The 25,147-nt window shown below is 58.8% G+C and carries 28 protein-coding genes; 13 read left to right on the forward strand and 15 right to left on the reverse strand.

What is annotated here, in order from left to right; genetic code table 11:
• Positions 1 to 8: 8 nt before the first annotated feature.
• Positions 9 to 800 carry an FAD binding domain-containing protein gene (locus tag ACR3E0_RS10440; RefSeq protein ID WP_480478707.1) on the forward strand — a complete coding sequence of 264 codons (792 nt, stop codon included), beginning with the start codon at positions 9 to 11 and terminating at the stop codon, positions 798 to 800.
• Between the two features lie 48 nt (positions 801 to 848).
• Here ACR3E0_RS10440 and ACR3E0_RS10445 read toward each other — a convergent pair whose 3' ends face one another.
• Positions 849 to 1,748, reverse strand: a complete 900-nt coding sequence (locus ACR3E0_RS10445) for a MurR/RpiR family transcriptional regulator (protein WP_480478708.1) — start codon at positions 1,746 to 1,748, stop codon at positions 849 to 851.
• 88 nt (positions 1,749 to 1,836) lie between these two features.
• On the opposite strand from ACR3E0_RS10445, the gene ACR3E0_RS10450 reads away from it, so the two are divergent.
• Positions 1,837 to 2,616: a beta-keto acid cleavage family enzyme gene (locus tag ACR3E0_RS10450; RefSeq protein WP_480478709.1), complete on the forward strand. Its 780-nt coding sequence runs from the start codon at positions 1,837 to 1,839 to the stop codon at positions 2,614 to 2,616.
• Positions 2,616 to 3,932 carry an aspartate aminotransferase family protein gene (locus ACR3E0_RS10455; RefSeq protein ID WP_480478710.1) on the forward strand — a complete coding sequence of 439 codons (1,317 nt, stop codon included), beginning with the start codon at positions 2,616 to 2,618 and terminating at the stop codon, positions 3,930 to 3,932. Before ACR3E0_RS10450 ends, ACR3E0_RS10455 begins: the two co-directional genes overlap by 1 nt.
• 99 nt (positions 3,933 to 4,031) lie before the next feature.
• Here ACR3E0_RS10455 and infC read toward each other — a convergent pair whose 3' ends face one another.
• The 7 genes from infC to cobA form a co-directional block, all read right to left on the reverse strand.
• Positions 4,032 to 4,622, reverse strand: a complete 591-nt coding sequence (gene infC / locus ACR3E0_RS10460; protein WP_480481017.1) for a translation initiation factor IF-3 — start codon at positions 4,620 to 4,622, stop codon at positions 4,032 to 4,034.
• A gap of 117 nt (positions 4,623 to 4,739) precedes the next feature.
• On the reverse strand, positions 4,740 to 5,573 hold the full coding sequence (locus tag ACR3E0_RS10465) for a ferredoxin--NADP reductase (RefSeq protein ID WP_480478711.1): 834 nt from the start codon (positions 5,571 to 5,573) through the stop codon (positions 4,740 to 4,742).
• 103 nt (positions 5,574 to 5,676) lie between these two features.
• The gene (locus tag ACR3E0_RS10470; RefSeq protein WP_480478712.1) at positions 5,677 to 6,084 is read right to left on the reverse strand and encodes a DUF934 domain-containing protein; all 408 of its coding nucleotides are present in this window, start codon (positions 6,082 to 6,084) and stop codon (positions 5,677 to 5,679) included.
• Positions 6,081 to 6,842, reverse strand: a complete 762-nt coding sequence (locus tag ACR3E0_RS10475) for a phosphoadenylyl-sulfate reductase (protein ID WP_480478713.1) — start codon at positions 6,840 to 6,842, stop codon at positions 6,081 to 6,083. The genes ACR3E0_RS10470 and ACR3E0_RS10475 overlap by 4 nt, the downstream gene beginning before the upstream one ends.
• Entirely contained in the window at positions 6,832 to 8,496 is a 1,665-nt protein-coding gene (locus ACR3E0_RS10480; protein WP_480478714.1) for a nitrite/sulfite reductase, read from the reverse strand. The genes ACR3E0_RS10475 and ACR3E0_RS10480 overlap by 11 nt, the downstream gene beginning before the upstream one ends.
• 67 nt (positions 8,497 to 8,563) lie before the next feature.
• Entirely contained in the window at positions 8,564 to 8,878 is a 315-nt protein-coding gene (locus tag ACR3E0_RS10485; RefSeq protein WP_480478715.1) for a DUF2849 domain-containing protein, read from the reverse strand.
• Positions 8,878 to 9,654: a uroporphyrinogen-III C-methyltransferase gene (gene cobA / locus ACR3E0_RS10490; protein WP_480478716.1), complete on the reverse strand. Its 777-nt coding sequence runs from the start codon at positions 9,652 to 9,654 to the stop codon at positions 8,878 to 8,880. The genes ACR3E0_RS10485 and cobA overlap by 1 nt, the downstream gene beginning before the upstream one ends.
• Before the next feature lie 144 nt (positions 9,655 to 9,798).
• On the opposite strand from cobA, the gene ACR3E0_RS10495 reads away from it, so the two are divergent.
• Positions 9,799 to 10,278, forward strand: coding sequence for an Lrp/AsnC family transcriptional regulator (locus ACR3E0_RS10495; RefSeq protein ID WP_480478717.1), 480 nt, complete (start codon positions 9,799 to 9,801; stop codon positions 10,276 to 10,278).
• Positions 10,279 to 10,296: 18 nt separating this feature from the next.
• On the opposite strand, the gene ACR3E0_RS10500 is transcribed toward ACR3E0_RS10495, so the two are convergent.
• On the reverse strand, positions 10,297 to 11,469 hold the full coding sequence (locus ACR3E0_RS10500) for a cytochrome P450 (RefSeq protein ID WP_480478718.1): 1,173 nt from the start codon (positions 11,467 to 11,469) through the stop codon (positions 10,297 to 10,299).
• Between the two features lie 47 nt (positions 11,470 to 11,516).
• On the opposite strand from ACR3E0_RS10500, the gene ACR3E0_RS10505 reads away from it, so the two are divergent.
• The 5 genes from ACR3E0_RS10505 (at position 11,517) to ACR3E0_RS10525 (ending at position 17,938) form a co-directional block, all read left to right on the forward strand.
• The gene (locus tag ACR3E0_RS10505) at positions 11,517 to 13,250 is read left to right on the forward strand and encodes a sensor histidine kinase (RefSeq protein ID WP_480478719.1); all 1,734 of its coding nucleotides are present in this window, start codon (positions 11,517 to 11,519) and stop codon (positions 13,248 to 13,250) included.
• Positions 13,247 to 14,476, forward strand: a complete 1,230-nt coding sequence (locus tag ACR3E0_RS10510; RefSeq protein ID WP_480478720.1) for a sigma-54-dependent transcriptional regulator — start codon at positions 13,247 to 13,249, stop codon at positions 14,474 to 14,476. Before ACR3E0_RS10505 ends, ACR3E0_RS10510 begins: the two co-directional genes overlap by 4 nt.
• A gap of 292 nt (positions 14,477 to 14,768) precedes the next feature.
• Positions 14,769 to 15,770 carry a DctP family TRAP transporter solute-binding subunit gene (locus tag ACR3E0_RS10515; protein ID WP_480478721.1) on the forward strand — a complete coding sequence of 334 codons (1,002 nt, stop codon included), beginning with the start codon at positions 14,769 to 14,771 and terminating at the stop codon, positions 15,768 to 15,770.
• Between the two features lie 114 nt (positions 15,771 to 15,884).
• Entirely contained in the window at positions 15,885 to 16,562 is a 678-nt protein-coding gene (locus ACR3E0_RS10520) for a TRAP transporter small permease (protein ID WP_480478722.1), read from the forward strand.
• Positions 16,562 to 17,938 (forward strand): TRAP transporter large permease, encoded by a 1,377-nt coding sequence (locus ACR3E0_RS10525; RefSeq protein WP_480478723.1) that lies wholly within the window; start codon positions 16,562 to 16,564, stop codon positions 17,936 to 17,938. The genes ACR3E0_RS10520 and ACR3E0_RS10525 overlap by 1 nt, the downstream gene beginning before the upstream one ends.
• A gap of 50 nt (positions 17,939 to 17,988) precedes the next feature.
• On the opposite strand, the gene ACR3E0_RS10530 is transcribed toward ACR3E0_RS10525, so the two are convergent.
• Complete coding sequence (locus ACR3E0_RS10530) at positions 17,989 to 18,813, reverse strand: hypothetical protein (protein ID WP_480478724.1); 825 nt, start codon at positions 18,811 to 18,813, stop codon at positions 17,989 to 17,991.
• A gap of 217 nt (positions 18,814 to 19,030) precedes the next feature.
• On the opposite strand from ACR3E0_RS10530, the gene ACR3E0_RS10535 reads away from it, so the two are divergent.
• Together ACR3E0_RS10535 and ACR3E0_RS10540 are read left to right on the forward strand one after the other, a co-directional pair.
• Positions 19,031 to 19,342 (forward strand): DMT family transporter, encoded by a 312-nt coding sequence (locus ACR3E0_RS10535; RefSeq protein ID WP_480478725.1) that lies wholly within the window; start codon positions 19,031 to 19,033, stop codon positions 19,340 to 19,342.
• A 78-nt stretch (positions 19,343 to 19,420) separates the two neighbouring features.
• Positions 19,421 to 19,867, forward strand: a complete 447-nt coding sequence (locus ACR3E0_RS10540; RefSeq protein ID WP_480478726.1) for a nucleoside deaminase — start codon at positions 19,421 to 19,423, stop codon at positions 19,865 to 19,867.
• Between the two features lie 21 nt (positions 19,868 to 19,888).
• Here the strand turns inward: ACR3E0_RS10540 and tpiA are convergent, their stop codons facing one another.
• Together tpiA and ACR3E0_RS10550 are read right to left on the reverse strand one after the other, a co-directional pair.
• Positions 19,889 to 20,638: a triose-phosphate isomerase gene (tpiA, locus tag ACR3E0_RS10545; RefSeq protein ID WP_480478727.1), complete on the reverse strand. Its 750-nt coding sequence runs from the start codon at positions 20,636 to 20,638 to the stop codon at positions 19,889 to 19,891.
• A 151-nt stretch (positions 20,639 to 20,789) separates the two neighbouring features.
• Positions 20,790 to 21,155, reverse strand: a complete 366-nt coding sequence (locus tag ACR3E0_RS10550; protein ID WP_480478728.1) for a HesB/IscA family protein — start codon at positions 21,153 to 21,155, stop codon at positions 20,790 to 20,792.
• A 189-nt stretch (positions 21,156 to 21,344) separates the two neighbouring features.
• Between ACR3E0_RS10550 and ACR3E0_RS10555 the strand changes: the two genes are divergently transcribed.
• Positions 21,345 to 21,716: a hypothetical protein gene (locus tag ACR3E0_RS10555; RefSeq protein ID WP_480478729.1), complete on the forward strand. Its 372-nt coding sequence runs from the start codon at positions 21,345 to 21,347 to the stop codon at positions 21,714 to 21,716.
• Positions 21,717 to 21,960: 244 nt separating this feature from the next.
• Here ACR3E0_RS10555 and ACR3E0_RS10560 read toward each other — a convergent pair whose 3' ends face one another.
• The 3 genes from ACR3E0_RS10560 to ACR3E0_RS10570 all read right to left on the reverse strand — a co-directional run bounded on the left by ACR3E0_RS10560 (position 21,961) and on the right by ACR3E0_RS10570 (position 23,586).
• Positions 21,961 to 22,323 carry an SUF system Fe-S cluster assembly protein gene (locus ACR3E0_RS10560; RefSeq protein WP_480478730.1) on the reverse strand — a complete coding sequence of 121 codons (363 nt, stop codon included), beginning with the start codon at positions 22,321 to 22,323 and terminating at the stop codon, positions 21,961 to 21,963.
• Between the two features lie 94 nt (positions 22,324 to 22,417).
• Positions 22,418 to 22,696, reverse strand: coding sequence for an NfeD family protein (locus ACR3E0_RS10565; protein ID WP_480478731.1), 279 nt, complete (start codon positions 22,694 to 22,696; stop codon positions 22,418 to 22,420).
• Positions 22,696 to 23,586 carry an SPFH domain-containing protein gene (locus ACR3E0_RS10570; protein ID WP_480478732.1) on the reverse strand — a complete coding sequence of 297 codons (891 nt, stop codon included), beginning with the start codon at positions 23,584 to 23,586 and terminating at the stop codon, positions 22,696 to 22,698. The genes ACR3E0_RS10565 and ACR3E0_RS10570 overlap by 1 nt, the downstream gene beginning before the upstream one ends.
• Before the next feature lie 279 nt (positions 23,587 to 23,865).
• Between ACR3E0_RS10570 and tgt the strand changes: the two genes are divergently transcribed.
• Positions 23,866 to 24,996, forward strand: coding sequence for a tRNA guanosine(34) transglycosylase Tgt (tgt, locus tag ACR3E0_RS10575; protein WP_480478733.1), 1,131 nt, complete (start codon positions 23,866 to 23,868; stop codon positions 24,994 to 24,996).
• The last annotated feature ends 151 nt before the right edge of the window (positions 24,997 to 25,147 follow it).

Below are 25,147 nucleotides of genomic sequence, written 5' to 3' on the forward strand. Positions count from 1 at the left end.
AAGACGAAATGTACAGTTTCGAGTTTGAGAAGCCCGCGACCATCGCTGATGCGGTTGCGGCATTGGGGGCTGAGGACACGCAGGCGCTGGGGGGTGGTCAGACCCTGATCCCGACGTTGAAGCAGCGGCTGGCGGCCCCGTCCGCATTGGTGTCGCTGAGCGGGATTGCTGAGATGAAAGGCGTGTGTGTCGAGGATGACGGCTCGGTCAGCATTGGCGGCGCGACCACCCATGCGACAGTAGCGCGGGACGCTGCAGAAAGTTACCCGGCGCTGGCGGCGCTGGCGGGTCAGATCGGCGATCCGGCGGTGCGCAATCGCGGGACCATCGGCGGTTCAGTTGCCAACAATGACCCTGCGGCCTGTTATCCGGCAGGTGTTTTGGGGTCGGGTGCGGTAATCGTGACAAACGCGCGTCAGATCGCGGCGGATGATTTCTTTGAAGGGATGTTCAGCACAGCCCTGGAAGAAGGAGAAATCATCACTTCGGTACGGTTCCCGGTGCCGCAGGCAGCGAGCTATCAGAAGTTCCTGCAGCCGGCCTCGCGCTTTGCTTTGGTTGGTGTCTATCTGGCGCGGTTCGCGGATGGCGTGCGGGTCGCCGTGACCGGTGCCAGCGAAGACGGCGTCTTCCGCTGGTCAGAAGCCGAACAGGCGCTGAGCAAGGAGTTCCGCCCGGATGCGTTGATGGACCTGCAGATCAACCCGATGAACATGATCGGCGATCTGCACGGCAGCAAAGACTATCGTGCACATCTGGTCGGCGTCATGACAAAACGCGCGGTTCAAGCGACCATGTAAGATGTGCCATAGGCAAGACTTGCCCCCGGCTGATCTGGCCGGGGTGTGTCACTTGCGGCGTATTCTGGGTGGTTTTGACGGTTGCCAATAGGCCCCCGTGTCTTCGCGGGCCTTTTGATACGCTTCGACCCGTTTGCGTGCGTCCTCGCCACCCGCAGCAAAGAGATGTCCCAACAGGCATTCCAGAACTGCCATCGCACCCGAGAAGCTGGAAAAGTGGTGCAGGGACCGGGTGGTGACCTGAAAGCTGACATCTGCCCGTAGGCCCGGCGCGATCACATCGCTGTCGGAGATCAGGATGATCCGTGCACCTTTGTCCCGGGCAAACCTCATGGATCGGATCGTGTCTGCGGAATAGGGGCGCACCGTGATGGCCAAAAGGCAGTCACCCTGATCCGCGTCCAGCAGATCGTCGATTGCCGATCCCATATGGCGGGGGATCAGGTGCAGCCCGGGATGTGCCATTCGCCCCGCATAGTGAAAATAGTAAGCCAGGGCAAAGCTGGCGCGGGTGGCCGTGACAAAGCACCTGTTGGCCTCCCGGATCAACTGCGCCGCCTGCCGTGTTTTCTGCGGATCCATGAGGCGCAGGGATCGTGTCACGACATTCAGTTCATTCTGCGCAAGGTCCGCCTGCGCGGCGCCGAACTCATCCTGTGCGCGCAGGCGCTTTAACCAGTCTTGGTGCAGGCGGTCTTGGCCATCTGTGATCAGCGCCTGACGAAACGGCCGCCGAAAGGCATCGAATCCATCAAATCCTAACCGGTGCGCCAACCGGACCAGAACGTTCGAACTGACGCCGATCTTGCCCGCCGTGGTCCGGATTGGATCGATACCGAAATCGGCGGGGTGATCGATAATGTACTTCGCGGCAGCCTGCAGCTGGACGGGCATGTCGTCTATGGCGCGCCGCAAACGGTCGGTGAGTTGGCTCGGTGTCCGGGTCATGATCAAAGAAAAACATATGTTATGCATTTGGCAAGTTGAAAACACCGTGCCGGCGGTTAGACGGGCGAAAGCAGCAGGAGATCTGGCAATGGCTGAGACCCATCCACAGCGGACAGCGGCAAGGCGCAGGCCTTACATATTGGTCGCGCCAAATGGCGCCCGGCGCGGGCCGGAGGATCATCCGGCGCTTCCGGTTTCGATGGATCAGATCGTGAATACTGCCCGGGACTGCTTTGGCGCGGGGGCGCAGGGGGTGCATCTGCACGTTCGGGATAGGGAAGGCCGCCATTCTCTGGATGCCGGGCACTATCTTGAAACGATCGCCGCCGTTCAATCAGAAGTCCCGCTGATGGATATTCAGATCACCACCGAGGCTGCGGGTGTGTATGATGTCGACGCACAGTTTGACTGTTTGCAATCGGTTCGCCCGGATTGGGCCTCCATTTCCGTGCGGGAGATTTCCCGTACGCTGGAGAGGGCGGACAAGGTCTACGGGCTGTGTGCAGAGCAGGGCACCCGCGTGCAGCATATCCTCTATGATGCCGCAGATTGCCGGATACTGGATCACTGGCAGCGGTCCGGCATTGTGCGTCCCGAGCAGGTAGACCGCCTGCTGGTGCTGGGCCGGTACGCGGACAATCAGGCGTCGACACCACAGGATATCGACCAGTTTCCGCAGACCAACGCGCCCTGGATGGTCTGTGCCTTTGGCGCGCAGGAACACAGGTGCCTGCAGGCGGCCGCCCAGCGCGGCGGTGACCTTCGCGTCGGATTTGAAAACAGCCTGACCGATCCGGACGGGCAGACATGGACAGACAATGCGGCATCCGTTGCCGCGTTGGTTACGCTGTTGGAAAGGACAGTCTAATGAGTCACGTGTTTCCAAGACATACGAAATCGGACCTGCCCGTCGCGGTGGGCGGCGATGGCTGTTACCTCATCGATACGCAAGGGAAGCGGTATCTGGACTGCGGCGATGCTGCGGTGTCCTGTTTGGGCCATTCCAACCCTGCCGTGGTCCGGGCGGTTCAGGATCAGGTCGGACAGATCGCATTTGCACATACCGGGTTCATGACATCCGAACCCGCTGAGGCATTGGCGGATTTGCTCATCGAACAGGCACCGGGCGATCTGGATCGCGTGTATTTCGTGTCCGGCGGGTCTGAGGCAACCGAGGCTGCAATCAAGCTGGCACGCCAGTATTACCTGGAAATCGGTCAGCCCGAACGCCGCCATATCATCGCGCGGCGGCAAAGCTATCACGGCAACACACTGGGGGCTTTGTCAGCGGGTGGGAATGCGTGGAGACGGGCCCAGTTTGCCCCGATGCTGATCGACATGACGCATATTTCGGCCTGTTACGAATATGCGGAAAAGCCGGATGATGAGAGCAGCTATGACTACGGTCAGCGCATTGCCAATGAGTTGGAAACCGAAATCCTGCGCCTGGGGTCGGACACCGTGATGGCCTTTATGGCCGAACCGGTTGTGGGGGCCACATTGGGTGCGGTTCCGGCGGTGCAGGGGTATTTTCAACGCATTCGGGAGATTTGCGATCAGTACGGCGTGTTGCTGATTCTGGATGAGGTCATGTGCGGCATGGGGCGGACAGGGCATCTGTTTGCCTGCGACCACGATGGCGTCTCGCCGGATATCCTGTGCATCGCCAAGGGTCTGGGGGCCGGGTATCAACCTATCGGCGCGATGCTGTGCACGGGACGGATCTACGACGCGATCCGGGATGGGTCCGGTTTCTTTCAGCACGGTCACACCTATGTTGGTCACCCCGTTGCCACCGCAGCCGCTCTGGCCGTGCTCGGGGAACTGACTGGACGGGACCTGCCGGCGCGTGCCGGTGTCATGGGCGACAAGGTGCAATCGGCGCTGGAGGCGGCGCTTGGCCAGCATCCTCATGTCGGCGACATCCGGGGCCGGGGTCTGTTCCGGGGGATCGAACTGGTTGCTGACCGAGAAAGCAAGGCGCCGCTCGATCCTTCGTTGGGAACGGCCGGAAAGATCAAGAAAGCGGCCATGGCCGAAGGGCTCATCTGTTATCCGATGTCGGGAACGCGGGATGGCAGGATCGGGGACCACATCCTGTTGGCACCGCCGTTCATCATCGAGGACCGGCAGGTTGAGGAACTGGTCGACAAACTGGGCCGGGCACTGGCGGCGGTGGTTTAGAGGCACTTGGACAGCTGATGTTCCTCATGCAGCTGATATCAAATGAAAAAAGGCCCTCGCACTCCTGCGAGAGCCTTTGAATGCAACCCGTAATCCAGATTACTTCTGCGGCATCGGACCGATCATCATGATCATCTGGCGGCCTTCCATTTTCGGCATGTTTTCGATCTTGCCGACTTCTTTGATGTCCTCGGCCACACGTTCAAGCAATTCGCGGCCCAGGTTCTGGTGCGCCATTTCACGGCCCCGGAACCGCAGGGTCACTTTGACCTTGTCGCCGTTGTCGAGGAATTTGAACACGTTGCGCATTTTGACATCGTAGTCATGCGTATCGGTGTTGGGCCGGAACTTGACCTCTTTCACCTCGATGACTTTTTGCTTTTTGCGCGCTTCGCTTTCGCGTTTTTGCTGTTCGTACTTGTACTTACCAAAGTCCATGATCTTGCAAACCGGCGGGTTTGCGTTGGGCGAGATCTCGACCAGGTCGAGGCCGACATCGGCGGCAAGTTGCATGGCTTTGGCGGGATGAACCACCCCAACATTTTCGCCTTCGGCGCCAATCAGGCGAATTTCGGGGGCACGGATTTTATCATTGACGCGCGGTCCGGTATCTCTTTGCGGTGGCGCGTTGTGGGGTCTGCGAGCTATGGGTTCATTCCTTTGATGATTGCAGAAATTCGAGCCCGGAATTTAGACTGCCATGCGCGCCGTTTCAAGCGCCATAAACATGGAAATGCCTGAATCTCGCCGGTTTCACGGCCCGCGGACAAAACGGGTCAGGGCCAAAAGCCCCGACCATGCACCCGGTCAGCCGACAAAGGCTTTTTCAATGACGAATTCTTTGGGTTCCGAGTTGGCCCCTTCGCGCAGGCCGTACTCTTCCAGGATTTCCTTGATATCCAGGTTGAAGGCCAGCGAGCCGCAGACCATCGCCCGGTCGGTTTCGGGTTTGATGCCACCCTCGATGTCGAGATCGGCAAAAATGGTGCCATCTTTCAAAAGATGGGTGATGCGGCCCATCTTGGGGCTCTGTTCCCGGGTGGTGGTCGGGTAATAACGGATCTTGTCGGCAAACCCTTCGCCGATCAGCTCGGCCAGCAACTCGTCCTGTCGAACGTTTTCGATCAACTGACGGCCAAATTCCAGTTCGGCCACTTCCCGGCAGGTGTGGGTGATGATGACCTCATCGTAATCCTCGTAGGTTTGCGGTTCGCGCAGCAGCGAGGCAAAGGGCGCAAATCCAGTGCCCGTGGCAAAAAGCCAGAGCCGTTTGCCCGGCAACAGGGCGTCGTGGACCAGTGTGCCAACCGGTTTGGGCCGCAGGATGATCTGATCACCCGGCTTGATGTGTTGCAGTTTCGACGTCAGAGGGCCGTTCTGCACCTTGATCGAATAAAACTCCAGTTCCTCATCCCAGGACGGCGACGCAATGGAATAGGCGCGCAGCAGGGGTTTTCCGTTGTCTCCCAGCAGGCCGATCATCACGAATTCACCCGACCGAAACCGCAACGACGCGGGGCGCGTTACCTTGAATGAGAACAGGCTGTCAGTCCAATGCTTGACATCGGTGACGGTCTGGGCGTCCGGCAGGACAGGGGCCTTTACGGCGGTGGCTTCGGTCACGGGTCTCATCTCTGTCATCATTTCACCACCGGTCTGGTAAACCGGCATCTCCGTTTAAGCTTTGATTCAGGTCATGAAAAGGGGCGGTTTGCCCGAATTCCGTTGAGTGCGGTCAGACGGTTCAACCGCGCAGGCGGGCCTGATAGTTGTTGTCCTGCCAATTGGCCCGGGCCAGCCACTGATCCTCGGGTTGGCGGGTGGCCAGGGGGTCGTCGATCTCGACCTCGTCAAATCCGCTGCGGCGCGCCATGGCGTACTGGTCAGCCAGGACGTGACCTTTGGCGCGCAGGCGACCGGTATAGCCTTTCAGACGCAGAACCCGGGCGATGGTAAAGCCGCGTCCATCTGCCGATGACGGAAAACCCACGCGCACCATCCTAGCGCTGCCAAGTCTGTCGATCAGCTCATCGGGGTCGGTATCCGATGCCACATCCAGCGCCACCACATCATTGGCCGCGTCTTCCAGCGTGACAAAACCGTCGGTCCAGTCATCGGGGGCAAAGCCCGCATCCGTCACAATTACGTTCATGTTTTCTCTCCGGCGCGCACCATCTTACCATCGACAAAATGGATGCCGCATTCTTCCTTGCTCTGATCGCGCCAGCGTCCGGCGCGGGGGTCTTCGCCGTCCTTGACCGGCGAGGTGCAGGGCGCACAGCCGATTGACGGGTATCCTTTGGCCACCAGCGGGTGTCGGGGCAGGTTGTTTTCATCCATATAGGTACGCACGTCCTCGGGCGCCCAATGAGCCAGCGGGTTGACCTTGATCCGGCCCGTGCCGTCCTCGACCTCGAAAAACTCAAGCGTGGCACGGCTGCCGGCCTGAAACCGTTTGCGCCCGGTGATCCAGCCGTCATACCCGGCCAGCGCCTTTTGCAGCGGAAAGGTCTTGCGCAGATTGCAACAGGCATCCATGTCGCGCAGCCTTAATGCGCCATAGGGATCTTCCCGCTGCACATCTTCATCGTCTGCGTGAATGATGCGGACATTGGTCAGACCCAGCCGTTCGGAAACCTCCTGCTGGTATTCCAGCGTTTCGGTGAACAGCATCTGCGTGTCGATAAACAGGACGGGCGTCGCCTTGTCGACGACAGCCGCCATGTGCAACAGGACAACCGACTCCGCGCCAAAGCTCGAAACAAGGGCAAGCTCATCGATCTCCTCAATCGCACCATGCATGACGTCATGGGCGCTGTGGTGGCGGAACCGGGCGTTCAGCGCGTCGACCTTTTCGGTCAGTTCGCGTCTGTCCCGGCCCAGCTCCGTCTGGATCAGGTCAAGCGGCATTGGCCTGCGCCTCGGGGTAAAGAGCCGCTTTGAACGGGGCCATACCAACCCGGCGATAGGTCTGCAGGAACTCTTCCTCTGCGCTTTCGCGTTGGTCCAGATAGGTGTCGACGATGCGTTCCACGGCTGGCACGATTTCATCATAGGCAAAGCCGGGACCGGTGCGATCCCCGATGGCCGCCGTTTCTGTGCCGTCACCGCCCAGCGTGATCTGGTAGTTCTCGACACCCGCACGATCCAGACCCAGGATGCCGATATGGCCCACGTGGTGATGGCCACAGGCGTTGATGCAACCCGAGATCTTGATCTTCAGGTGACCGATATCATGCTCTAGCTTCAGGTCTTCGAACCGGGTCGCGATCTGCTGTGCGACCGGGATCGAGCGGGCCGTGGCCAGCGCGCAATAATCCATGCCGGGGCAGGCGATGATGTCGCTGATCAGGCCGATATTGGCGGTGGCCAGTTCGTATTGCTTCAGCTTCGCATGGATCGCAGGCAGGTCCGATTTGTGCACATGCGGCAGGATCACGTTCTGCTCATGGCTGATGCGCAGCTCGTCATAGGCGAACTCTTCGGCCAGATCTGCCATCACGCGCATCTGCTCGGCGGTTGCATCACCCGGCGTCGCGCCGTGCTTTTTGATGGAGATCGTGACAATCGCGTGGCCCGCGTTCTTGTGCGGCGCAATGTTGGTGTCAACCCACGAGCGAAAGACCGGATCGTTGGTGTAGGCGCCCTCGAACGAGGCAACCGAACCCTCACGGAAGGTTGGAGGCGCAAAGTGGGCCTTGATCTCTTCCAGCAGGTTCATGTCTGCGCCCTTGAACTGAGGGCGCACTTTCAGAAAGCGCTCGTTCACCTTGGCGCGGATCGCATCGATACCGTGCTCATGTACGGTGATCTTGATGCGCGCCTTGTACTTGTTGTCGCGGCGGCCGATCTGGTTCCAGACCGAAACGGTGGCCTCAAGGTACGCCAGCAGGTCGTCGAAGGCGACGAATTCGGACAGTTCCTTGCCGATCATCGGTGTGCGACCCAGACCGCCACCCACGATGACGCGGGCGCCCAAGACGCCGTCACGTTCGACCAGTTGAAGGCCAATGTCATGTGCCTTGATCACGGCACGGTCGTTTTCCGACCCGGTGATCGCGATCTTGAACTTGCGCGGCATGAACTGGAATTCCGGGTGGTCGGTCGACCACTGGCGCAGCAACTCGGCATAGGGGCGCGGGTCAGCGACCTCATCCGCCGCGGCACCGGCGAAATGGTCGGCGGTCACATTGCGGATGGTGTTGCCCGAGGTCTGGATGGCGTGCATGCCAACCTCGGCCAGCGCGTCCAGCATATCCGGCACGTCGTTCAGTTTCGGCCAGTTGTACTGGATGTTCTGACGGGTGGTGAAGTGGCCATAGCCCTTGTCCCACTTCTCGGCCAGCAGGGCCAGCTGACGCATCTGTGCGCTGCTGAGCGTGCCATACGGAATAGCGACCCGCAGCATATAGGCGTGCAGTTGCAGGTACAGGCCGTTCATCAGGCGCAGGGGCTTGAATTCATCTTCCGTCAGCGAGCCGTCAATACGACGCTCAACCTGCGCGCGGAATTGCGCGTTGCGCTCTGCCAGAAACTCGTGGTCAAACTCGGAGTAGCGATACATGTGTTGCTGTCCTTAGGTGCAGCCCCGGACCTGGGGCCTTGAGAAGGGGAGAGAGACGGGCCTGTTGTCAGACCCGGGGCTGCGGGGAAGATTCCTGCTTGCCATGGGCATAGTTGGACGGACCAGTCCGCCGGAAATCTTCCCGAAAATGGGTGGGTTCGGGGCCGTTCTCACCGGCTGCGGCATCGGCCAGATATGCACCCACGATCTTGTTGGCCTGACGCGCGGCATCCAGCAGGCGCACCTGCGCGTGCGCCTCGTCCGTGATCAGTTCAGCGTCCGACAGGTCACGCGACCAGCGGTCATCTTCGGTCTGATAAATCACGTCGCCTTCCAGCAGATCGTTTGCGGTGACGACTTTGGGGGTAAAAGCGCGGGCCATCAGGCAAGCTCCTTCTTGAATTCAGACAGGGCCTGAGCCGCATCACGCGGGGCAAGGCCATAAAATGTCAGGGCCGGGCCGTTCATTTCAGCAGCGGCCAGATCGGTCGGCAATTGGTCGAGGGTGGTAGCCAGAACGCGCTGATCTGGGCGCGAAGCGTTTTCAACCAGTGTGACTGGTGTGGACCGATCCGCGCCGTGCATGATCAGACGGCCCTGAATAAAGCGCGCGGATTTCTTGCCCATGTAAATCGCCGCCACGGACCCTGAACGCGCCAGTGCGTTCCAGTCGTGATCGGCAAAGCCCTTCATGTCATGACCGGTCAGAATTCGGACCGATGAGTTCCGGCCGCGACGTGTCAGGCTTTGGCCGATTCCTGCAGCGGCCGCCGAAGCCGCCGTAATGCCCGGCACGATCCGCCAGGGGATTCCGGCTGCTTCCACAGCCTCAATTTCTTCATCCAACCGACCGAACACGGTGGGATCGCCGGATTTCAGGCGCACGACACGATGACCCTGCACAGCATAGTCGACCAAGAGGGCGTCAATATCGCTCTGCTTCCAGGACGGCCCGAAACCGGATTTACCAACATCAACCAATGTTGCGTGCCGACCGGCCAGCGACAGGACCTCATCACTGATCAGGCGGTCATGCAGCACCACGTCCGCCCGCTCGAACGCTGACAGCGCCTTGAGCGTCAGCAAATCCGGATCACCCGGACCTGCGCCGACAAAGTCGACATGCCCGGTGCCATGTGTTTCCTGCGTAAGCTGCATCTGAACGTCTCAGCTGTGGTTTGACTTATTCCCCAATATAGGAAATATTCCCGCCAAAGCGCCATATGGCCGCTTAAATAAGAACGTTTGTTCCGATAAATCGAAGCAAGAGAACGCAAGTTTCGAAACACGAGGAAAATTGGAATGTCGGTGCGGATAGATGACACGGATCGGAAAATTCTGGCCGAACTGCAGCGCGATGCCAGTCAGTCGCTGGACGAAATTGCCGCTCGCGTCGGCAGTTCCAAGACGCCGGTCTGGAATCGCATACGCAAGCTCAAGGGGGCCGGGATCATTGGCCAGCAGACCGTTCTGCTGGATGCCGAAGCCCTGGGATTTGAGGCGACTTTCTTTGTTCTCATCCGTACTTCGGAGCATGAGGCCGAGTGGCAAAGGAAATTCCTGAAAGCGCTGCAGGACCATCCGGAAGTGCAAGAGGCGCATCGGCTCGCCGGTGACATCGACTACATCCTCAAGGTTCGTGTCAAAAACGCCCGCGCATATGACCAGTTCTATCAGTCCCTGATCTCGGAGGTTCGGGTGCACAACGTCACGGCTCTGCTGTCGATGGAAGAGATCAAGTCCACCACAATGCTGCCGCTGATCGCATTGGGTCATGCGTAACGGGCGCGGGTTTGCGCCCTAAACCTCCACCTGCAATCGCGACAGGCCGTGAAAATGATAACTGTCGGAATACACGGGCGGTTCGGTCAGACGCAGCCCGGGGCACCTGTCGAACAGAACCGGCAAGGCGATCCGCATTTCCAGCCGGGCCAGCGGGGCGCCGACGCAGAAATGCAGGCCACCACCGAAACTGGCGTTCGTGACGATCTGGCGGGATGGGTCAAAGCGATCAGGATCGCTCCAGACCGACGGATCACGGTTGGCGGCCCCCAGCAAAAGCGCGACCTCGTCGCCACGCTTGAAGCTGTGGCCGAAAACATCAACATCCTCGTACGCATAGCGCGTGAACATATGCAGCGGCGGATCATAACGCAGAATTTCCTCCACCAGCCTGTCCAGTTCGTAACTTCGGGGATCAAGCCGGTGTTGCAGAAGCGTTTTCACGCCGTTTCCCAGCGAGTGGACCGTGGCCTCATGCCCCGCATTCAGCAGCAGGATGCAAGTTGCAATAAGCTCATCATGCGAGAGTTTCTCGCCATCCTCCTCGGCGGCGATCAGGCGGGTGATCAGATCATCGCGCGGATCCGTGCGGCGCTGCGCGACATACGCGCTGAGAAATGCAATAAAATCCCGAGTGGCGGCTTCTGCTGCGTCTTCGGTCGTGCGCGTACGACCGGCCTGATACATTGCAACCATTGCATGCGACCAGCGTAGCAAGTCGGGCGACATGTGCTCGGGCACGCCCAGAAGGCGGCAGATCGTGATGACCGGTATCTGCGTGCAGTATGCGTCCAGCAGATCAAAAGGCGCGTCGGGAAAGCGATCGATCAGAGACTTGCTGAGGTCGTGAATGGACGGTTCCAGTGCAGTGATCGCCCGAGACGTAAAGGCCCGCATGACAAGGGCGCGAATTCGCGTATGACGGGGCGGTTCGACTTCCAACAGCGAGTTCTCTTCGGTGACCAGCCACGCAGCCAGATGCGCAGGGCCGGGAGATTTCAGCTCTTCAGGAGGTTCGCGGCCAAAACGACGGTCTTTCAGCAGGGATTGAACCGCCCTGTGTGAGACGGCGGCAACTTTGTCATATTCGTCCCAAAATACAAAATCGCCCTCGGCTCTGGCCCTGTCATAAAACGGATAGGGGTTTTGCACGAATCCCGGGTCGAGTGGGGACTGAAACACCGTCTTCATGCGGCACAGACTTGCCATGGGGCGCGCCGAATGCAAGACCCTATGTCATGCACAGGTTTTTGGTGATCCTTGCTTTTCTGTTTGCTGTCGGACTGTTGTCGGCGGCGGTCTGGTCGTATGGCTACCGGCAGGCGGTGTCTCAACTGAGCGACAAAGCGGAGGCGGATCTTGAACTGGCCGCCGACCGACTGAGCACGCAGATGCAGGTTTATCAGGAGCTTGCAGTACTGATGGCAGACCATCCCGACCTGCGTTTGCTTGCAACGCCAGAACAGCGGCGCGCGGCAGAGCAGATGTTGCTGGATGTGGCTGACAAAACGGCCGCCCTCAACATGATGTATCTGGGCATTGATGGTCAGGTTCTGGCGTCGGCACAGCCGATGGCACCGCGCAACATGGGCGAACACCCGGCCTTTGTGCGTGCCATGCAGGGCGCGATGGGCAGCGCGCGGGGAGTCGATCCGTTCTCCGGGAATCGCATCTACTCCTATGCCGCTCCGGCTTTCGGCCCCTTGGGCCAGGTAGAAGGCGCCCTGATGGTTTTCGCTGATGTGCAGGATGTGGAACAGACCTGGCGGGGCAGTACCGAAGCGGTTTTCTTTGTCGATGCGGACGGGGTGGTTTTTATCTCGAACCGGTCTGACCTGCTGTTCTGGCAGCGTGCGGAAGGCGAACCCGGCCTGACGCCACCCGACGGTACAGCAGTGGATTTCGAGTCGTCCTGGGTCGGTGAACATGAGCTGTGGACGTTGAACTGGGGGCGCTACCTGCCGCGTCACGCGCTGCACCTGACGCTCGATCTGCCGGTGATCGATATGACGGCCGAGGTGCTGGTGGATGTCGCCCCGGCACGCCGTCTGGCCGGGTTGCAGGCCGCGACCGTTGCCGCAATTTGCCTGGCTTTTGGTGCATTGCTGTTTCTGGCGACCGAACGGCGGCGCACATTGGCCGAGGCCAATGCCGTGTTGGAAAGCCGGGTGGCCCGGCGGACCCGTGATCTGACAAACGCAAACACTGCTTTGCGGCGAGAGGTGAGCGAGCGACAAGAGGCCGAAGCCGCGCTGAAACGGGCGCAAGCGGACCTGGTTCAGGCCGGTAAGCTCAGCGCATTGGGTCAAATGTCGGCCGGGATCAGTCACGAGCTGAACCAGCCGCTGATGGCCATCCAGCAATTCGCGCATAACGGCGCCGCCTTTCTGGACCGTGGGAACGAGGGTAAGGCGGGCGAAAACCTGGGCCGCATTTCTGATATGGCCGCACGCATGGCGCGCATCATCAAAAACCTGCGGGCCTTTGCGCGAAATGAAAGCGAACCGATGGGCAAGGTGGATTTGGTTGGGGTGATCAACACGGCGGTCGAACTGACCGAAGCGCGGTTGCGTACCGACGATGTGACGCTCGACTGGGAACCGCCGGAGACGCCGGTATTTGCATGGGGCGGTGAGGTGCGTCTGGTGCAGGTCTTCGTCAATCTGATCAACAATGCAGCCGACGCGATGAGCGATCAGGAACAGCGATATATTCGCATCATCATTAACAATGGCAAACGGCTCGCCGTTTCAGTGCGCGACGTTGGGCCGGGTATTGAAGATCCGGAGAAACTGTTCGAACCGTTCTATACGACCAAGGCCGTGGGGTCCTCGGAAGGGATGGGGCTGGGCCTGTCGATCTCTTACGGCTTGGTTCAGAGCTTTGGCGGCAATATCCGCGGCGACAACTCGCCAAAAGGCGCAACGTTCACGGTTGAGCTTGATTATTACAAGGATGACAAGGCCGCATGATCCACAAGGTTCTCCTGGTCGATGACGATGCCGCGGTTCGCGAAGCTTTGGCCCAAACATTGGAACTGGCGGAGTATGAACCGGTGTCGGCAGGATCTTTTGTTGCGGCCAAGGATCATATCCGCGCCGATTTTCCGGGTGTGATCCTGTCCGATATTCGTATGCCGGGGCGCGACGGCTTTCACCTGCTGTCCTACGCGCATGACGTTGATCCGGACCTGCCGGTCATTTTGCTGACCGCCGAAGGCGACATACCGATGGCGGTGCAGGCCATGGGACGGGGCGCGTTCGATTTTCTAGAAAAACCCTGCGCGGCGGCAGATTTGCTGGCAGTGCTGGAACGCGCCTTTGCAATCCGGTCACAGGTCTTGGAACAGCGGGCGCTCAAATCAGAATTGGAGCGTGGAGATCCCGCGGCCCGGTTGCTATTTGGCCTGTCCCCACGGGCCGAAGCCCTGCGAGAGAGGGTGCGCAGTGTCGCGCCGACCGCGGCCGAGGTTCTGGTGACCGGCCCCCCGGGCAGCGGGATTTCCAAGGTGGCCGAAGTTGTCCATCTGATGTCACCCGTGGCGCAGGGACCCTTTGTCAAACGACCGGCCTCGGGGATGAGCGCAGAAGAGCTGATGCGCGTCTGCGAGGACGCGGCTGGCGGGTCCCTGTTTCTGGACGAAGTGTCGGCGATGCCCCAGGCCACGCAATACGCCGCACTGGAACTGATCGAGCGCGGGACCGGTGCGCGGATTATTGCGGGCACAACTGCAGACCTGTCCGCGATTTCCGGGGAGGGGCGCTTTAACGCCGATCTGTACTACAGGCTGGACGTCATGCGTATTCGCATTCCGTCATTGGCCGAACGGCCCGAGGACATTCCGGTGATCTTTCGGCAATATGTGGCTCAGGCTGCCGAACAGGCCGGCATTGCCGAACCGGAGATCACCTCGGAACATCTGGCCTTTCTGATGGCCAGCGACTGGCCCGGCAATGCGCGGTCGCTGATGTCCGCCGCGATGCGGTTTGTGCTGGGCATGCCTGATGAGGTCGCACAGAGCGCCGACCTTGGGTTGACCGAGCAGATGGCACGGGTCGAACGCTCATTGTTGATTGCGGCCCTTGGGCGGCACAACGGCAAGGCGTCCGACGCTGCCAAGGCACTGAAGCTGCCACGCAAAACCTTCTACGACAAATTGGCGCGTTATCAGATCCGTCCGGAAGACTATCGCAGGTAGCAAAGGCGATGTGCCGGGGGCTGCGGTCGATTCGGTGGCATTGATTCGCCAGATGTGCGGGAATCCGCACAAATGACACATGTCGCGTGCGAAAATCCGCACACATTGGACGGATTTTAAAACAAACATCTTCAAAATGACATTTAAGACATTGAAAATAAATGGGAAAGGCGATCCAACGCCTCCCTCGGCCAAAATGTTGTTTGGTGACAATTGATTCGCTTCACTGCCCGGCATCTGGCGCTGTTTCGGTGCCAATCAGAAGATCATAGGAAGTCTGGGAGGAAGACAGATGAAAATCCTGACAACGGCCGCGACTGCATTGGCCCTGAGCGTCACCGCAACAGCCGGGTGGGCTGCGTGTGAAGAAGGCGAAATTGTCGTCAAGTTCGCGCATGTGACGAACACCGACAAACACCCCAAGGGGATCGCCGCGTCTCTGTTGGAACAGCGCGTCAACGATGAAATGCAGGGCGTGATGTGCGTGGAGGTTTATCCGAACTCCACGCTTTACAATGACGACAAAGTACTCGAAGCGATGCTGCAGGGCGATGTGCAACTGGCCGCTCCGTCTTTGTCAAAGTTCGAGAAATTCACCAAGCAGTTCCGCCTGTTCGACCTGCCGTTCATGTTCAAGAACATCGACGCCGTGGACGCGTTCCAGGCTTCGGCAGATGGTCAGGCGATGAAGGATAGCATGCAGCGCCGTGGTCTGCAGGGTCTGGCGTTCTGGCACAACGGCATGAAGCAGATGTCGGCCAACAAACCTCTGGAACTTCCCTCGGATGCGGATGGTTTGAAGTTCCGTGTTCAATCGTCGGATGTTCTGGTTGCGCAGATGGAAGCCATTGGAGGCAGCCCGCAGAAGATGGCGTTCTCGGAAGTCTATGGCGCGCTGCAGCAGGGCGTCGTGGACGGGCAGGAGAACACCTGGTCGAACATCTATGGCAAGAAGTTCTTTGAGGTGCAGGACGGCATCACCGAAACCAACCATGGCATCATCGACTATCTGGTGGTGACCTCGGTTGACTGGCTCGACAGCCTCGATCCGGAGGTGCGCGATCAGTTTCTCACCATCCTGACCGAAGTGACCGAGACCCGGAACAAGGAAGCCTTTGCGGTGAACGAAGAGGCCAAAGCCTCGATCACCAACGCCGGTGGCATCATTCGCGAATTGAACCCCGAGCAGCGTCAGGCCTGGGTCGACGCGATGAAGCCGGTTTGGGACCAATTTGCTGGTGACGTTGGTCAGGACAAGATCGACGCCGCACAGGCAATCAACGCCGGGTTCTGATCCGGATAGGCCGCGCGTCCGGGGACTGGGGAGTTATCGACGCGCAGGCCGGGCGGGCCGCAACAAGGCCCGCCACTTTTCACTCTCATCACAAAAAAATGCGGGGACAGAGAGATGTCTGGTGCGAAATCCGGCCCGGTCGGGCTGGTCGACCAAATCGAAGAAACCCTGATCGCGTTGCTTCTGGGCCTGATGACGGTTGTGACCTTTGCCAATGTGATCGCGCGGTTTGTTTTTAACTCCAATATCTTATGGGCACTCGAACTGACGGTTTTCACCTTTGGGTGGTTGGTTCTGCTGGGCGCGTCTTATGCTGTCAAGAAACATGCACATCTGGGTGTGGACGCGATCCTGAACATGCTGGCTCCGGCACCGCGCCGGGTCCTGGCCTTGATCGCGGTTGGATGTTGCCTTGTGTTTTCGCTGCTGATGCTGAAGGGCGCCTATGATTATTGGGCCGTCTTTGCCGATCTGCCGCCGACATCCGGCCGTTGGTTCCCTACCGGGTTTAATTTGGATGCGCGCAGTCAGAGTTTCTACGAAGTCGATGATATCCCCATGGTCGCCCCGCTGCGATTTCTGGAAGAGTTGATCAACTACGGCGAAGGATACGAGAAACTGCCCAAGGTGGTGCCGTACCTGGTTCTGCCCGTGTCGATGCTGCTGCTGGTGATCCGCTTTGCGCAGGTTGCCCTTCAGATCTGGCGTGGTCAGACCGACCGGCTGGTTGCGAGCCATGAAGTCGAGGACGAGATCGAGGAAGTTCGCGCGCAGCAGGGGGAGCATGACTGATGGACGTTGTACTTCTTTTCTCGATGGTCATCGGCCTGCTGCTGATCGGGGTTCCGATTGCGGTATCCCTCGGCCTCAGTTCGACCCTGTTTCTGCTGATCTATTCCAACAGTTCGCTGGCTTCGGTTGCTGGCACGTTGTTTGAGGCGTTCGAAGGCCACTTCACGCTGTTGGCGATCCCGTTCTTCATTCTGGCGTCCTCTTTCATGACGACGGGCGGCGTGGCGCGACGGATCATCCGCTTTTCGATTGCCTGCGTCGGGCATTTGCCCGGTGGTCTGGCGATTGCGGGTGTGTTTGCCTGTATGCTGTTCGCGGCCTTGTCGGGGTCGTCCCCGGCGACCGTGGTGGCCATCGGATCGATTGTCATCGCAGGAATGCGGCAAGTGGGCTATTCCAAGGAGTTTGCCGCCGGTGTGATCTGTAACGCTGGCACGCTCGGCATTCTGATCCCGCCATCCATCGTGATGGTGGTTTATGCGGCGGCCGTCGAAGTGTCGGTCGGGCGCATGTTCCTGGCGGGCGTCATTCCCGGCCTGATGGCGGGTCTGATGCTGATGATCACGATTTACGTCATCGCCAAGGTCAAGAACCTGCCAAAAGGAGACTGGAAAGGCTGGGGCGAGGTGTTCGTCTCGGCGCGTGAAGCCGGATGGGGCCTGTTCCTGATCGTCATCATTCTGGGCGGCATATACGGTGGGATTTTCACGCCAACCGAAGCCGCCGCTGTCGCCGCCGTGTATGCCTTTTTCATCGCGAGCTTTGTCTACAAGGACATGGGGCCGCTGCATGTCAAAGGGGACGACCGCAACACATCCTTGATGCGGAAACCTCTGGCCTTGGTCACGGCGTTTTTTCATCCCGACACCAAACACACCCTGTTTGAGGCGGGCAAACTGACGGTGACACTTCTGTTCGTCATTGCAAACGCCCTGATCCTCAAACACGTGCTGACAGACGAGCAGGTACCGCAGCACATTGCCGAGGCCATGCTGTCCGCAGGTTTGGGGCCGGTGACCTTCCTGATCGTGGTCAACGTGATCCTGCTGATCGGTGGTCAGTTCATGGAGCCGTCCGGCCTGCTGGTCATCGTCGCTCCGCTGGTGTTTCCGATTGCGATTGAGCTGGGTATCGATCCGATCCATCTGGGCATCATCATGGTGGTGAACATGGAAATCGGGATGATCACGCCGCCGGTCGGGTTGAACCTGTTCGTGACTTCGGGCGTCGCCGGAATGCCGATGATGAGCGTTGTGAAAGCAGCGCTGCCGTTCCTGGCCGTACTGTTCGTCTTCCTGATCATGGTGACATATATCCCATGGATCTCGACCTTCCTGCCCAACACCTTCATGGGGCCGGAAATCGTGACGAACTAGCGAGTCCAGCTAAACAGGATCGGGCCTGTAACGGGGTCCGATCCTGATCTTTAACGGCTGTATTTCTGCAAATACTCCGCCACCCATTCGATCCCGCCATAGGCGCGTCGACGGCGAGACCCCCAATAGCCGATGTCGTCATTGACCAACTCAACCGGGTTGGGTCGGCCATTGAAGATGACAATCTTTGGCCGTTCCGGGCGGTTCCTGTATTTTCTGAAGATCAATCCAAACGGCCAGTAATAGACGAGGTGCACAATCCCGATGCACCAGTTCTTGGGGTAGCATTTGCGGTTCGTGGCCAGAGCCGAGATATAGTTCTGGTCATTTTCGTATTTGGGCAGATGCGTGGGGCCGTCAAACCCGTCATACAGGTGATATTGCTCGGAGGGTACAAACCCCACGACCGAGGAGTTGCCTCTGGTCACCTTGTTCATGAACCAGGGCACTTTGTCCCAGAACGTTGCCGGCAGGATGCGCCAGATCAGGCCACGGAATTTCGGCATCAGGTACAATCCGCCCTTGTCCAGCACGATGTTGAGCAGAGGATCGAGCTGACCGGTTACGACCAGATCCAGATCGAGGAACAGCGCGGCATCGTAGTCACCAACGATCCGGCGGTCGAACATCAGCAGTTTGGGCCATTTGCCATGCGTCCAGTCCGGGCGATCCAGTTGGGCGAAGGACAGGGGATACGCTTTGATGCCCGGATCCAGGCCATCTTGGTTGTCCGTTATGCAGATGAAATCATGGTCCAGCGCCAAGTGATCCTGAACGGCGCGGTACAGCATGTTGACGTAGTCGCCGCCAAACAGGTCCCCCCATTTCATGCAGATGATACAAACCTTGCGATTTGCGCTCCCCGTGCGTCCCATTCCAAGGTCCCCGTTCTTCCTTCGGCTCTTTTCGGGTTCATGCCCGATTTTGGCCCTTGTGCGTGGTGTAGCGGAAAATCGCCCAAAGCTCCAATGCCAAAACCATGGAGTGCGCTCCCTTGAATGAAACCACGGCGATCATAGATAGGGTCTCGAGGACGACCTCCCCATGTCGGGTGATCATTCGGGACGACCCGAAGGTTAGCGAGGTGTCCTTATGTCCTGGATTTTTCTGTTATTGGCCGGGTTGCTCGAAATCATATGGGCGGTTGCCATGAAGCAATCGGCCGGGTTCACGCGCCTGTGGCCTACGGCCGTGATGGGCGTTTCGATGATCGGCTCTTTTGGTCTGCTGGCCCTGGCAATGCGCACACTGCCGCTGGGAACAGCCTATGTCATCTGGACAGGCATCGGAGCAGTCGGCGCGTTCATGGTCGGGATCATGTTTCTGGGCGAGGCTGTAACGCCCCTTCGGATTCTGGCCGCTGTCCTGATCGTCTCCGGCCTCGTGGCCATGAAACTGGCCTGACCGGATCGGCCTGCCGTTGACGCGCTTGGTCCCATTCGGCAGGTTGACCCACAGGGGCACAACAAAGAGCGATCAGTCATGTTCACCGAAACCGACGCGCGCCTTTTGCGCATCGCCTATGAGGAGGCCAAAGCAGGATTCGACGAAGGCGGATGCCCGATCGGGTCTGTTCTGGCCCGGGGCGGGGACGTTGTCGCGCAGGGTCGCAACCAGCGCGTCCAGAAGGGTGATCCGATTGCGCATGGCGAAATGGACGCTCTGCGCAAGGCCGGGCGGCAAAAGACCTATCGGGATACGGTTTTGTATACCTCACTGTCCCCCTGCATGATGTGCGCGGGAACAATTGTTCAGTTCGGTATTCCGCGGGTGGTGATCGGTGACACTCAGAATTTCGGCGGCAATGAAGATTTCCTGCGGGAGCGCGGCGTCGAGGTTATCCTGGCCGAAGATCCCGATTGTATCGCCTTGATGAAACGGTTCATCATTGAGAAGCCCGAGCTTTGGGCCGAGGATATTGCGGAATGATCCAACGGCAAATGGTGCCGTTCAGACGCTTTCCAACGCCTGAATGATGCCTGAGAAATCCGCGGCCTTCAGGCTGGCCCCTCCGACGAGCGCCCCATCCACGTTGGAAACCCCAAAGATTTCAGCCGCATTGCCGGGCTTAACGGACCCGCCGTACAGCAACCGAACGGACCGGCCGACGCCTTCGCCAAAGCGGCGCTCAAGGCGCGTGCGGATGAAATCGTGAACCTCACCAATTTCGTCAAGCGTCGGCACTTTGCCGGTGCCTATGGCCCAGATCGGTTCATAGGCGATGATCAGGTTTTCCCCGGTCGACTGGTCCGGAACAGACCCTGACATCTGCCCGCCGATTATGTCGAGTGTGTTGGCAGATTCGCGTTGTTTCAGGCTTTCTCCAACACAAATGATGGCTTTCAAACCGGCGTCCATTGCGGCCCGGGCTTTGGCGCGCACATCTTCGTTCTGTTCGTCGTGATCGACCCGCCGCTCGGAATGGCCCAGGATAACCGCCGTTGCTCCGGCATCGACCAGCATGTCCGCGCTGACATCGCCAGTATGGGCGCCCGATGCATTGGCATGACAATCCTGCCCCCCAACCGAAACACCGGTTCCGTCCGCAGCCGCAGCCGCGCGTTGCAGCAGCGTGGCGGGCGGGCAGATCAGAATGTCCACGGACGGGGCAGGGTGGCTTTGAGTCAGCGCATCCAATTCACTCAGAGTCGCGCCGGTTCCGTTCATCTTCCAGTTTCCAGCCGCCAACTTGCGCCGCATATCCATTTCTCCCAGATCCGTCGGTGAACTGGTACAGCGGATAGCATCGTCCGACCGACCTGACAATTCCAGTAACAGGAGAGTTTGTTTCTACGCCGACCCGATCAACGGGGGCGGACTCCCATGTTGGGCAGTGGCGATCCTGAAAAGCTTATTGCTGGGCTGCCAGTGTCTCGTCGAATTTGATGGATTCGCCGCAACCGCAGGCATCAACGACGTTGGGGTTCCTGAACTTGAAACCCGATTCCAACAACGACACCTCGTAATCGATTTCCGTTCCGAACAGGAACATCTGGGCCATCGGCGCGATCATGATGCGCGCGCCGTCCTGTTCGACAACTTCGTCGTTGGGATCGGCCTGATCAACATAGTCCATGGTGTATTCCATGCCGGCGCAGCCGCCCTTTTTGACACCGATGCGCAGACCGGCGTGACCGCCCGCAGCCATCAGGCGGGTGATCTGCTCAGCAGCTTTGGGCGTCAGTGTCACGGCCTGTTTACCGGGAATACCGAACATATTGTTCTCCGTTGTCACGCGTTATGGCTAATTTAGGACCGCAGTCGCTAAGGCTCAAGTGAGTGTGGCGATGCGAAGCAATTTTTCGTGTCGCTAGGGCGTTTATGTTGTTTTACGACCCACGCCTTGCCTTTGCACCACCGATAGAAATAGCCTGACGGTGCAGCATATGTTTCGGCTGATTATCGCATGACAGCTTATCGAGAAAGGTATAATGAAATGAAGTCAGTACACCCCATTGCTCAGGCAGTATCCAGACTACTGACCGTGACCAGCCTGACTGTTGTTGGTTTCGCAGGTACCGTGGCCGCGGCCGATGACACCAAACGGCATCCGGTGAACTGTGCGACCGCCGAAGGGGATTTGCGCGCGATCGCTGCGGAAAAGAAACATGCACAGGATCAAGAGGTAGAGAGCGTCACGGCATTGACGCCTGCAGGGGCCTTGCTGGGCTTGGTTACAGGTACTGAAAACAAGAAACTTCAAATGCTTTCAGGGGATTACGTCAAGAAGCTGGACGAAAGATCGGTGGAAATCAAGACAAAGTGCGGTATCGAGTAGCGGATCTTTGGCGACGCGAAATTTTAAGGACCGCTCTCGGGCAAGAGCGGTCCGTATTTGGGGCCAGGATGTTTTGGGGGCGGCAATCAGTCAGTAGGCCCATACATGCGACTCGCACTGGTGTTGCGCGACAGCCGATGCGCCGTATGTGTCCCGTATTTTCGTGACAGTTGTGGCTCAGGCCGGTAACAGAGTGATTACCGTTTTATGACAAGGCTTTGCGTTCTGTGGATAACCGGGCCGGTCACATGAAGCCGAGTTCCAGACGCGCCTCATCGGACATCATTTCCATACCCCAGGGCGGCTCCCACGTCAGTTCGACGTCCACCTCTTTGACGCCCGCCACGGGCTCAATGGCCTCGACAATCCAACCGGGCATTTCACCTGCGACCGGGCACCCCGGTGCGGTCAGGGTCATGATGATTTTAACGGCGTTTTCGCCGGTGATGTCGATCGTGTAAATCAGACCAAGATCGTAAATATTGACGGGGATTTCAGGGTCATAGACCGACCGACAGGCTTCAACAACAGGTTCGTACAGAGGATGTTCGATTGTGGATGGCGCAATCAGGGGTGCACCTTCGAACTGTTCGCTGGATTGGGTCATCTGTACCTCGGGTCGGTTGCCTGAGTGATTATATAGGAAATACCCGGGTGGGCGTCCAGAGGCGCATGGCGCCCGCAAGAGGCGCCAAACCAGGTTAATCGTTGATATCGTGCTCGAATGTTTTCACCTGACCATGCGGCAGCGCGAACATGCGACGCAGGATCAGCCACGCGACCAAGGATAGAACCGCAAAGATCAAAAGCAGGATCGGCAGGGAAGGCGTGACCCCCGGGATGGCCAGCAGGAGCCCGGTGATCGCCCCCCCGATTGCAAAGCCCAGAAAGATAAACCCGGGCAGGACAACCTCTAGGATCCCCAGCGCCAGCGCACCGGCCAGCCAGATCCACCATGTCAGCCAAAAGGGGTCTGCCATCACTTACCTCCCTTGAGCATTTTGAACGCATCGCCAAATGCTTCAAGTGCGTTTGCAGGCACCACGATGGTCTGATTGCCGGCGCCACCGCCCAAAGAGTTCAGGGATTCGACCTGTTTCAGGGCAACCTGGTATTGCGCGGCCTCGATCCCGTTGTCCTGAATCGCCTTGGCGACAACACCGGTTGCGTAGGCTTCGGCCTCGGCCTCGATGCGGCGGGCTTTGGCGGACTGCTCGGCTGCATACAACTCCGCATCGGCCTGCAATTCGACGGCGCGTTTCTGTCCCTCTGCCTCGGTCACCTGGGCACGGCGTGCGCGCTCGGCGTTCAACTGCTGCAACATGGCGTCACGCGTGGCCTGGTCGAGATTCACATCCAGAATTTCGGCGCGCGTCACCTCGATCCCCCAATCGTCAACGGCGGTTTCCACGCTTTCCTGAATACGGGAAATCAGCTGCGAGCGGTTCGACTGCACCTCGTCGAGGTCCATTTTACCGATCTCGGCGCGAACAATACCTGCAACCGTCGTTGCAATGGCGCCATCCACATCCCGGATGCGGTAAACCGTCTTTTCCGGTTCGAGAATGCGGTAAAAGACAGAGGTATCGATCTGGACCAGAACGTTGTCCTTGGTGATCGCGTCCTGGGTGGCATTGGGCAACTGACGCTCGAGAATCGAGATCTTGTGGCGTGCAACATCCAGAAATGGAACGATAAAGTTGATACCGGGGCCAAGCACCGAGTGCAGGCGCCCAAACCGTTCGACCACGTATTTTTCGGATTGCGGGACGATCTTGATACCCTTCAGAATAACGATGACCACCAGAACAGCGGCCAGCAAGTAAATGATATTCGACGAAATTAATCCAATAATCTGGTCTTCGGTCATATCTGTCCTCTTTTGTTGTGTACGACTGTATACATTTGGGGGTTGAGTCCCCGATTTTCAACTCTGGTATGGATGGAAACAGGCGGATTGCAAATGCAACGTCGCCCCGAAACAACCCTGAATTTCCGCATTGTGGCCCCATTGCATCCTGTCGCGTGACGTGGAGAGGTGACCGAGGCAGGGTTGCGCATCTAAGGTGCCTCGGTGCAGTGCTGACGGGTTGCAATAGGCCCCCAGATCAGGCAAAGCCTGCCCGGTTCCGTGATCCAAGGCGATGACATGACCCAGCGATTTTCCTTTGAGCTTCAGGCCACAGACGGCAAGGCCCGCACCGGCGTCATCCAGACGCCGCGCGGTGATGTAAGCACGCCGGCCTTCATGCCGGTCGGAACGGCCGCAACCGTCAAGGCGATGATGCCGGAAAGCGTCCGGGCTACAGGCGCGGATATCCTGCTGGGCAACACCTATCACCTTATGCTGCGCCCCACCGCCGAGCGGATCGACCGTCTGGGCGGGTTGCACAAGTTCATGAACTGGGACCGCCCGATCCTGACCGATTCCGGCGGGTTTCAGGTCATGTCGCTGGCGGGTCTGCGGAAGCTGACCGAAAAGGGCGTCACGTTCAAATCCCACATTGACGGGTCGCAACACGAATTGACGCCCGAACGGTCGATGGAAATTCAGCGTTTGCTGGGATCGGACATCGTTATGTGCTTTGACGAGTGTCCCGCGTTGCCGGCCGACCGGGACCGCATCGCCGAGTCCATGCGCCTGTCGATGCGGTGGGCCAACCGGTCCCGCGAGGCTTTCGGTGATCGCCCGGGCCATGCGCTGTTTGGGATCATGCAGGGCGGCCTGGAACCCGACCTGCGCGAAGAAAGCGCGAAGGCTCTGACGAAAACGGGGTTTGACGGTTATGCCATTGGTGGTCTGGCTGTTGGCGAGGGGCAAGAGGCGATGTTTTCATGCCTGGACTACGCGCCGGACTTCCTGCCGTCGGACAAACCGCGCTATCTGATGGGTGTGGGCAAGCCTGATGATATCGTTGGCGCCGTTGCACGCGGGATCGACATGATGGATTGCGTGCTGCCATCGCGGTCTGGCCGAACCGGTCAGGTGTTTACACGTTTTGGTGTGGTGAACATCAAGAACGCCCGCCATGCCGACGATCCGCGCCCGCTGGACGCGGCCTGTACATGCCCGGCCTGCACCAATTATTCTCGTGCCTACCTGCATCATGTGTTCCGCGCCAACGAGATGATTTCGGGAATGTTGCTGACCTGGCATAATCTGCATTACTTTCAAGAGATTATGCAGGGTATGCGCGAGGCCATTGCAGCGGGATCCTTTGAAGAGTGGCAAGCGAAGTTCCATGCACAGCGCGCGCAGGGAGATATCGAGCCGATCTAGCTGGCATCTTCACAGAAGAATTGTGAAATTCGGTGGATAAGTCCTTTGGACGCCTTGCAGTCCGCATAGCCTCGCGTCATTCTGAAATTCGTTACATGACGGTAAGGTTGAAATAGGGTCGGTATCGCCCCACCTTTATCGTCCAAGACAG

The sequence above is a fragment of the Ruegeria sp. AJ12 genome (assembly GCF_056536245.1).

What these genes read in the sequence shown, in the direction of transcription:
- ACR3E0_RS10440 (WP_480478707.1), top strand. Translation starts at nt 9, where the DNA reads ATGTACAGTTTCGAGTTTGAGAAGCCCGCGACCATCGCTGATGCGGTT.
- ACR3E0_RS10445 (WP_480478708.1), bottom strand. Translation starts at nt 1,748, where the DNA reads ATGACCCGGACACCGAGCCAACTCACCGACCGTTTGCGGCGCGCCATA.
- ACR3E0_RS10450 (WP_480478709.1), top strand. Translation starts at nt 1,837, where the DNA reads ATGGCTGAGACCCATCCACAGCGGACAGCGGCAAGGCGCAGGCCTTAC.
- ACR3E0_RS10455 (WP_480478710.1), top strand. Translation starts at nt 2,616, where the DNA reads ATGAGTCACGTGTTTCCAAGACATACGAAATCGGACCTGCCCGTCGCG.
- ACR3E0_RS10465 (WP_480478711.1), bottom strand. Translation starts at nt 5,573, where the DNA reads ATGACAGAGATGAGACCCGTGACCGAAGCCACCGCCGTAAAGGCCCCT.
- ACR3E0_RS10470 (WP_480478712.1), bottom strand. Translation starts at nt 6,084, where the DNA reads ATGAACGTAATTGTGACGGATGCGGGCTTTGCCCCCGATGACTGGACC.
- ACR3E0_RS10475 (WP_480478713.1), bottom strand. Translation starts at nt 6,842, where the DNA reads ATGCCGCTTGACCTGATCCAGACGGAGCTGGGCCGGGACAGACGCGAA.
- ACR3E0_RS10480 (WP_480478714.1), bottom strand. Translation starts at nt 8,496, where the DNA reads ATGTATCGCTACTCCGAGTTTGACCACGAGTTTCTGGCAGAGCGCAAC.
- ACR3E0_RS10485 (WP_480478715.1), bottom strand. Translation starts at nt 8,878, where the DNA reads ATGGCCCGCGCTTTTACCCCCAAAGTCGTCACCGCAAACGATCTGCTG.
- cobA (WP_480478716.1), bottom strand. Translation starts at nt 9,654, where the DNA reads ATGCAGCTTACGCAGGAAACACATGGCACCGGGCATGTCGACTTTGTC.
- ACR3E0_RS10495 (WP_480478717.1), top strand. Translation starts at nt 9,799, where the DNA reads ATGTCGGTGCGGATAGATGACACGGATCGGAAAATTCTGGCCGAACTG.
- ACR3E0_RS10500 (WP_480478718.1), bottom strand. Translation starts at nt 11,469, where the DNA reads ATGAAGACGGTGTTTCAGTCCCCACTCGACCCGGGATTCGTGCAAAAC.
- ACR3E0_RS10505 (WP_480478719.1), top strand. Translation starts at nt 11,517, where the DNA reads ATGCACAGGTTTTTGGTGATCCTTGCTTTTCTGTTTGCTGTCGGACTG.
- ACR3E0_RS10510 (WP_480478720.1), top strand. Translation starts at nt 13,247, where the DNA reads ATGATCCACAAGGTTCTCCTGGTCGATGACGATGCCGCGGTTCGCGAA.
- ACR3E0_RS10515 (WP_480478721.1), top strand. Translation starts at nt 14,769, where the DNA reads ATGAAAATCCTGACAACGGCCGCGACTGCATTGGCCCTGAGCGTCACC.
- ACR3E0_RS10520 (WP_480478722.1), top strand. Translation starts at nt 15,885, where the DNA reads ATGTCTGGTGCGAAATCCGGCCCGGTCGGGCTGGTCGACCAAATCGAA.
- ACR3E0_RS10525 (WP_480478723.1), top strand. Translation starts at nt 16,562, where the DNA reads ATGGACGTTGTACTTCTTTTCTCGATGGTCATCGGCCTGCTGCTGATC.
- ACR3E0_RS10530 (WP_480478724.1), bottom strand. Translation starts at nt 18,813, where the DNA reads ATGGGACGCACGGGGAGCGCAAATCGCAAGGTTTGTATCATCTGCATG.
- ACR3E0_RS10535 (WP_480478725.1), top strand. Translation starts at nt 19,031, where the DNA reads ATGTCCTGGATTTTTCTGTTATTGGCCGGGTTGCTCGAAATCATATGG.
- ACR3E0_RS10540 (WP_480478726.1), top strand. Translation starts at nt 19,421, where the DNA reads ATGTTCACCGAAACCGACGCGCGCCTTTTGCGCATCGCCTATGAGGAG.
- tpiA (WP_480478727.1), bottom strand. Translation starts at nt 20,638, where the DNA reads ATGCGGCGCAAGTTGGCGGCTGGAAACTGGAAGATGAACGGAACCGGC.
- ACR3E0_RS10550 (WP_480478728.1), bottom strand. Translation starts at nt 21,155, where the DNA reads ATGTTCGGTATTCCCGGTAAACAGGCCGTGACACTGACGCCCAAAGCT.
- ACR3E0_RS10555 (WP_480478729.1), top strand. Translation starts at nt 21,345, where the DNA reads ATGACAGCTTATCGAGAAAGGTATAATGAAATGAAGTCAGTACACCCC.
- ACR3E0_RS10560 (WP_480478730.1), bottom strand. Translation starts at nt 22,323, where the DNA reads ATGACCCAATCCAGCGAACAGTTCGAAGGTGCACCCCTGATTGCGCCA.
- ACR3E0_RS10565 (WP_480478731.1), bottom strand. Translation starts at nt 22,696, where the DNA reads ATGGCAGACCCCTTTTGGCTGACATGGTGGATCTGGCTGGCCGGTGCG.
- ACR3E0_RS10570 (WP_480478732.1), bottom strand. Translation starts at nt 23,586, where the DNA reads ATGACCGAAGACCAGATTATTGGATTAATTTCGTCGAATATCATTTAC.
- tgt (WP_480478733.1), top strand. Translation starts at nt 23,866, where the DNA reads ATGACCCAGCGATTTTCCTTTGAGCTTCAGGCCACAGACGGCAAGGCC.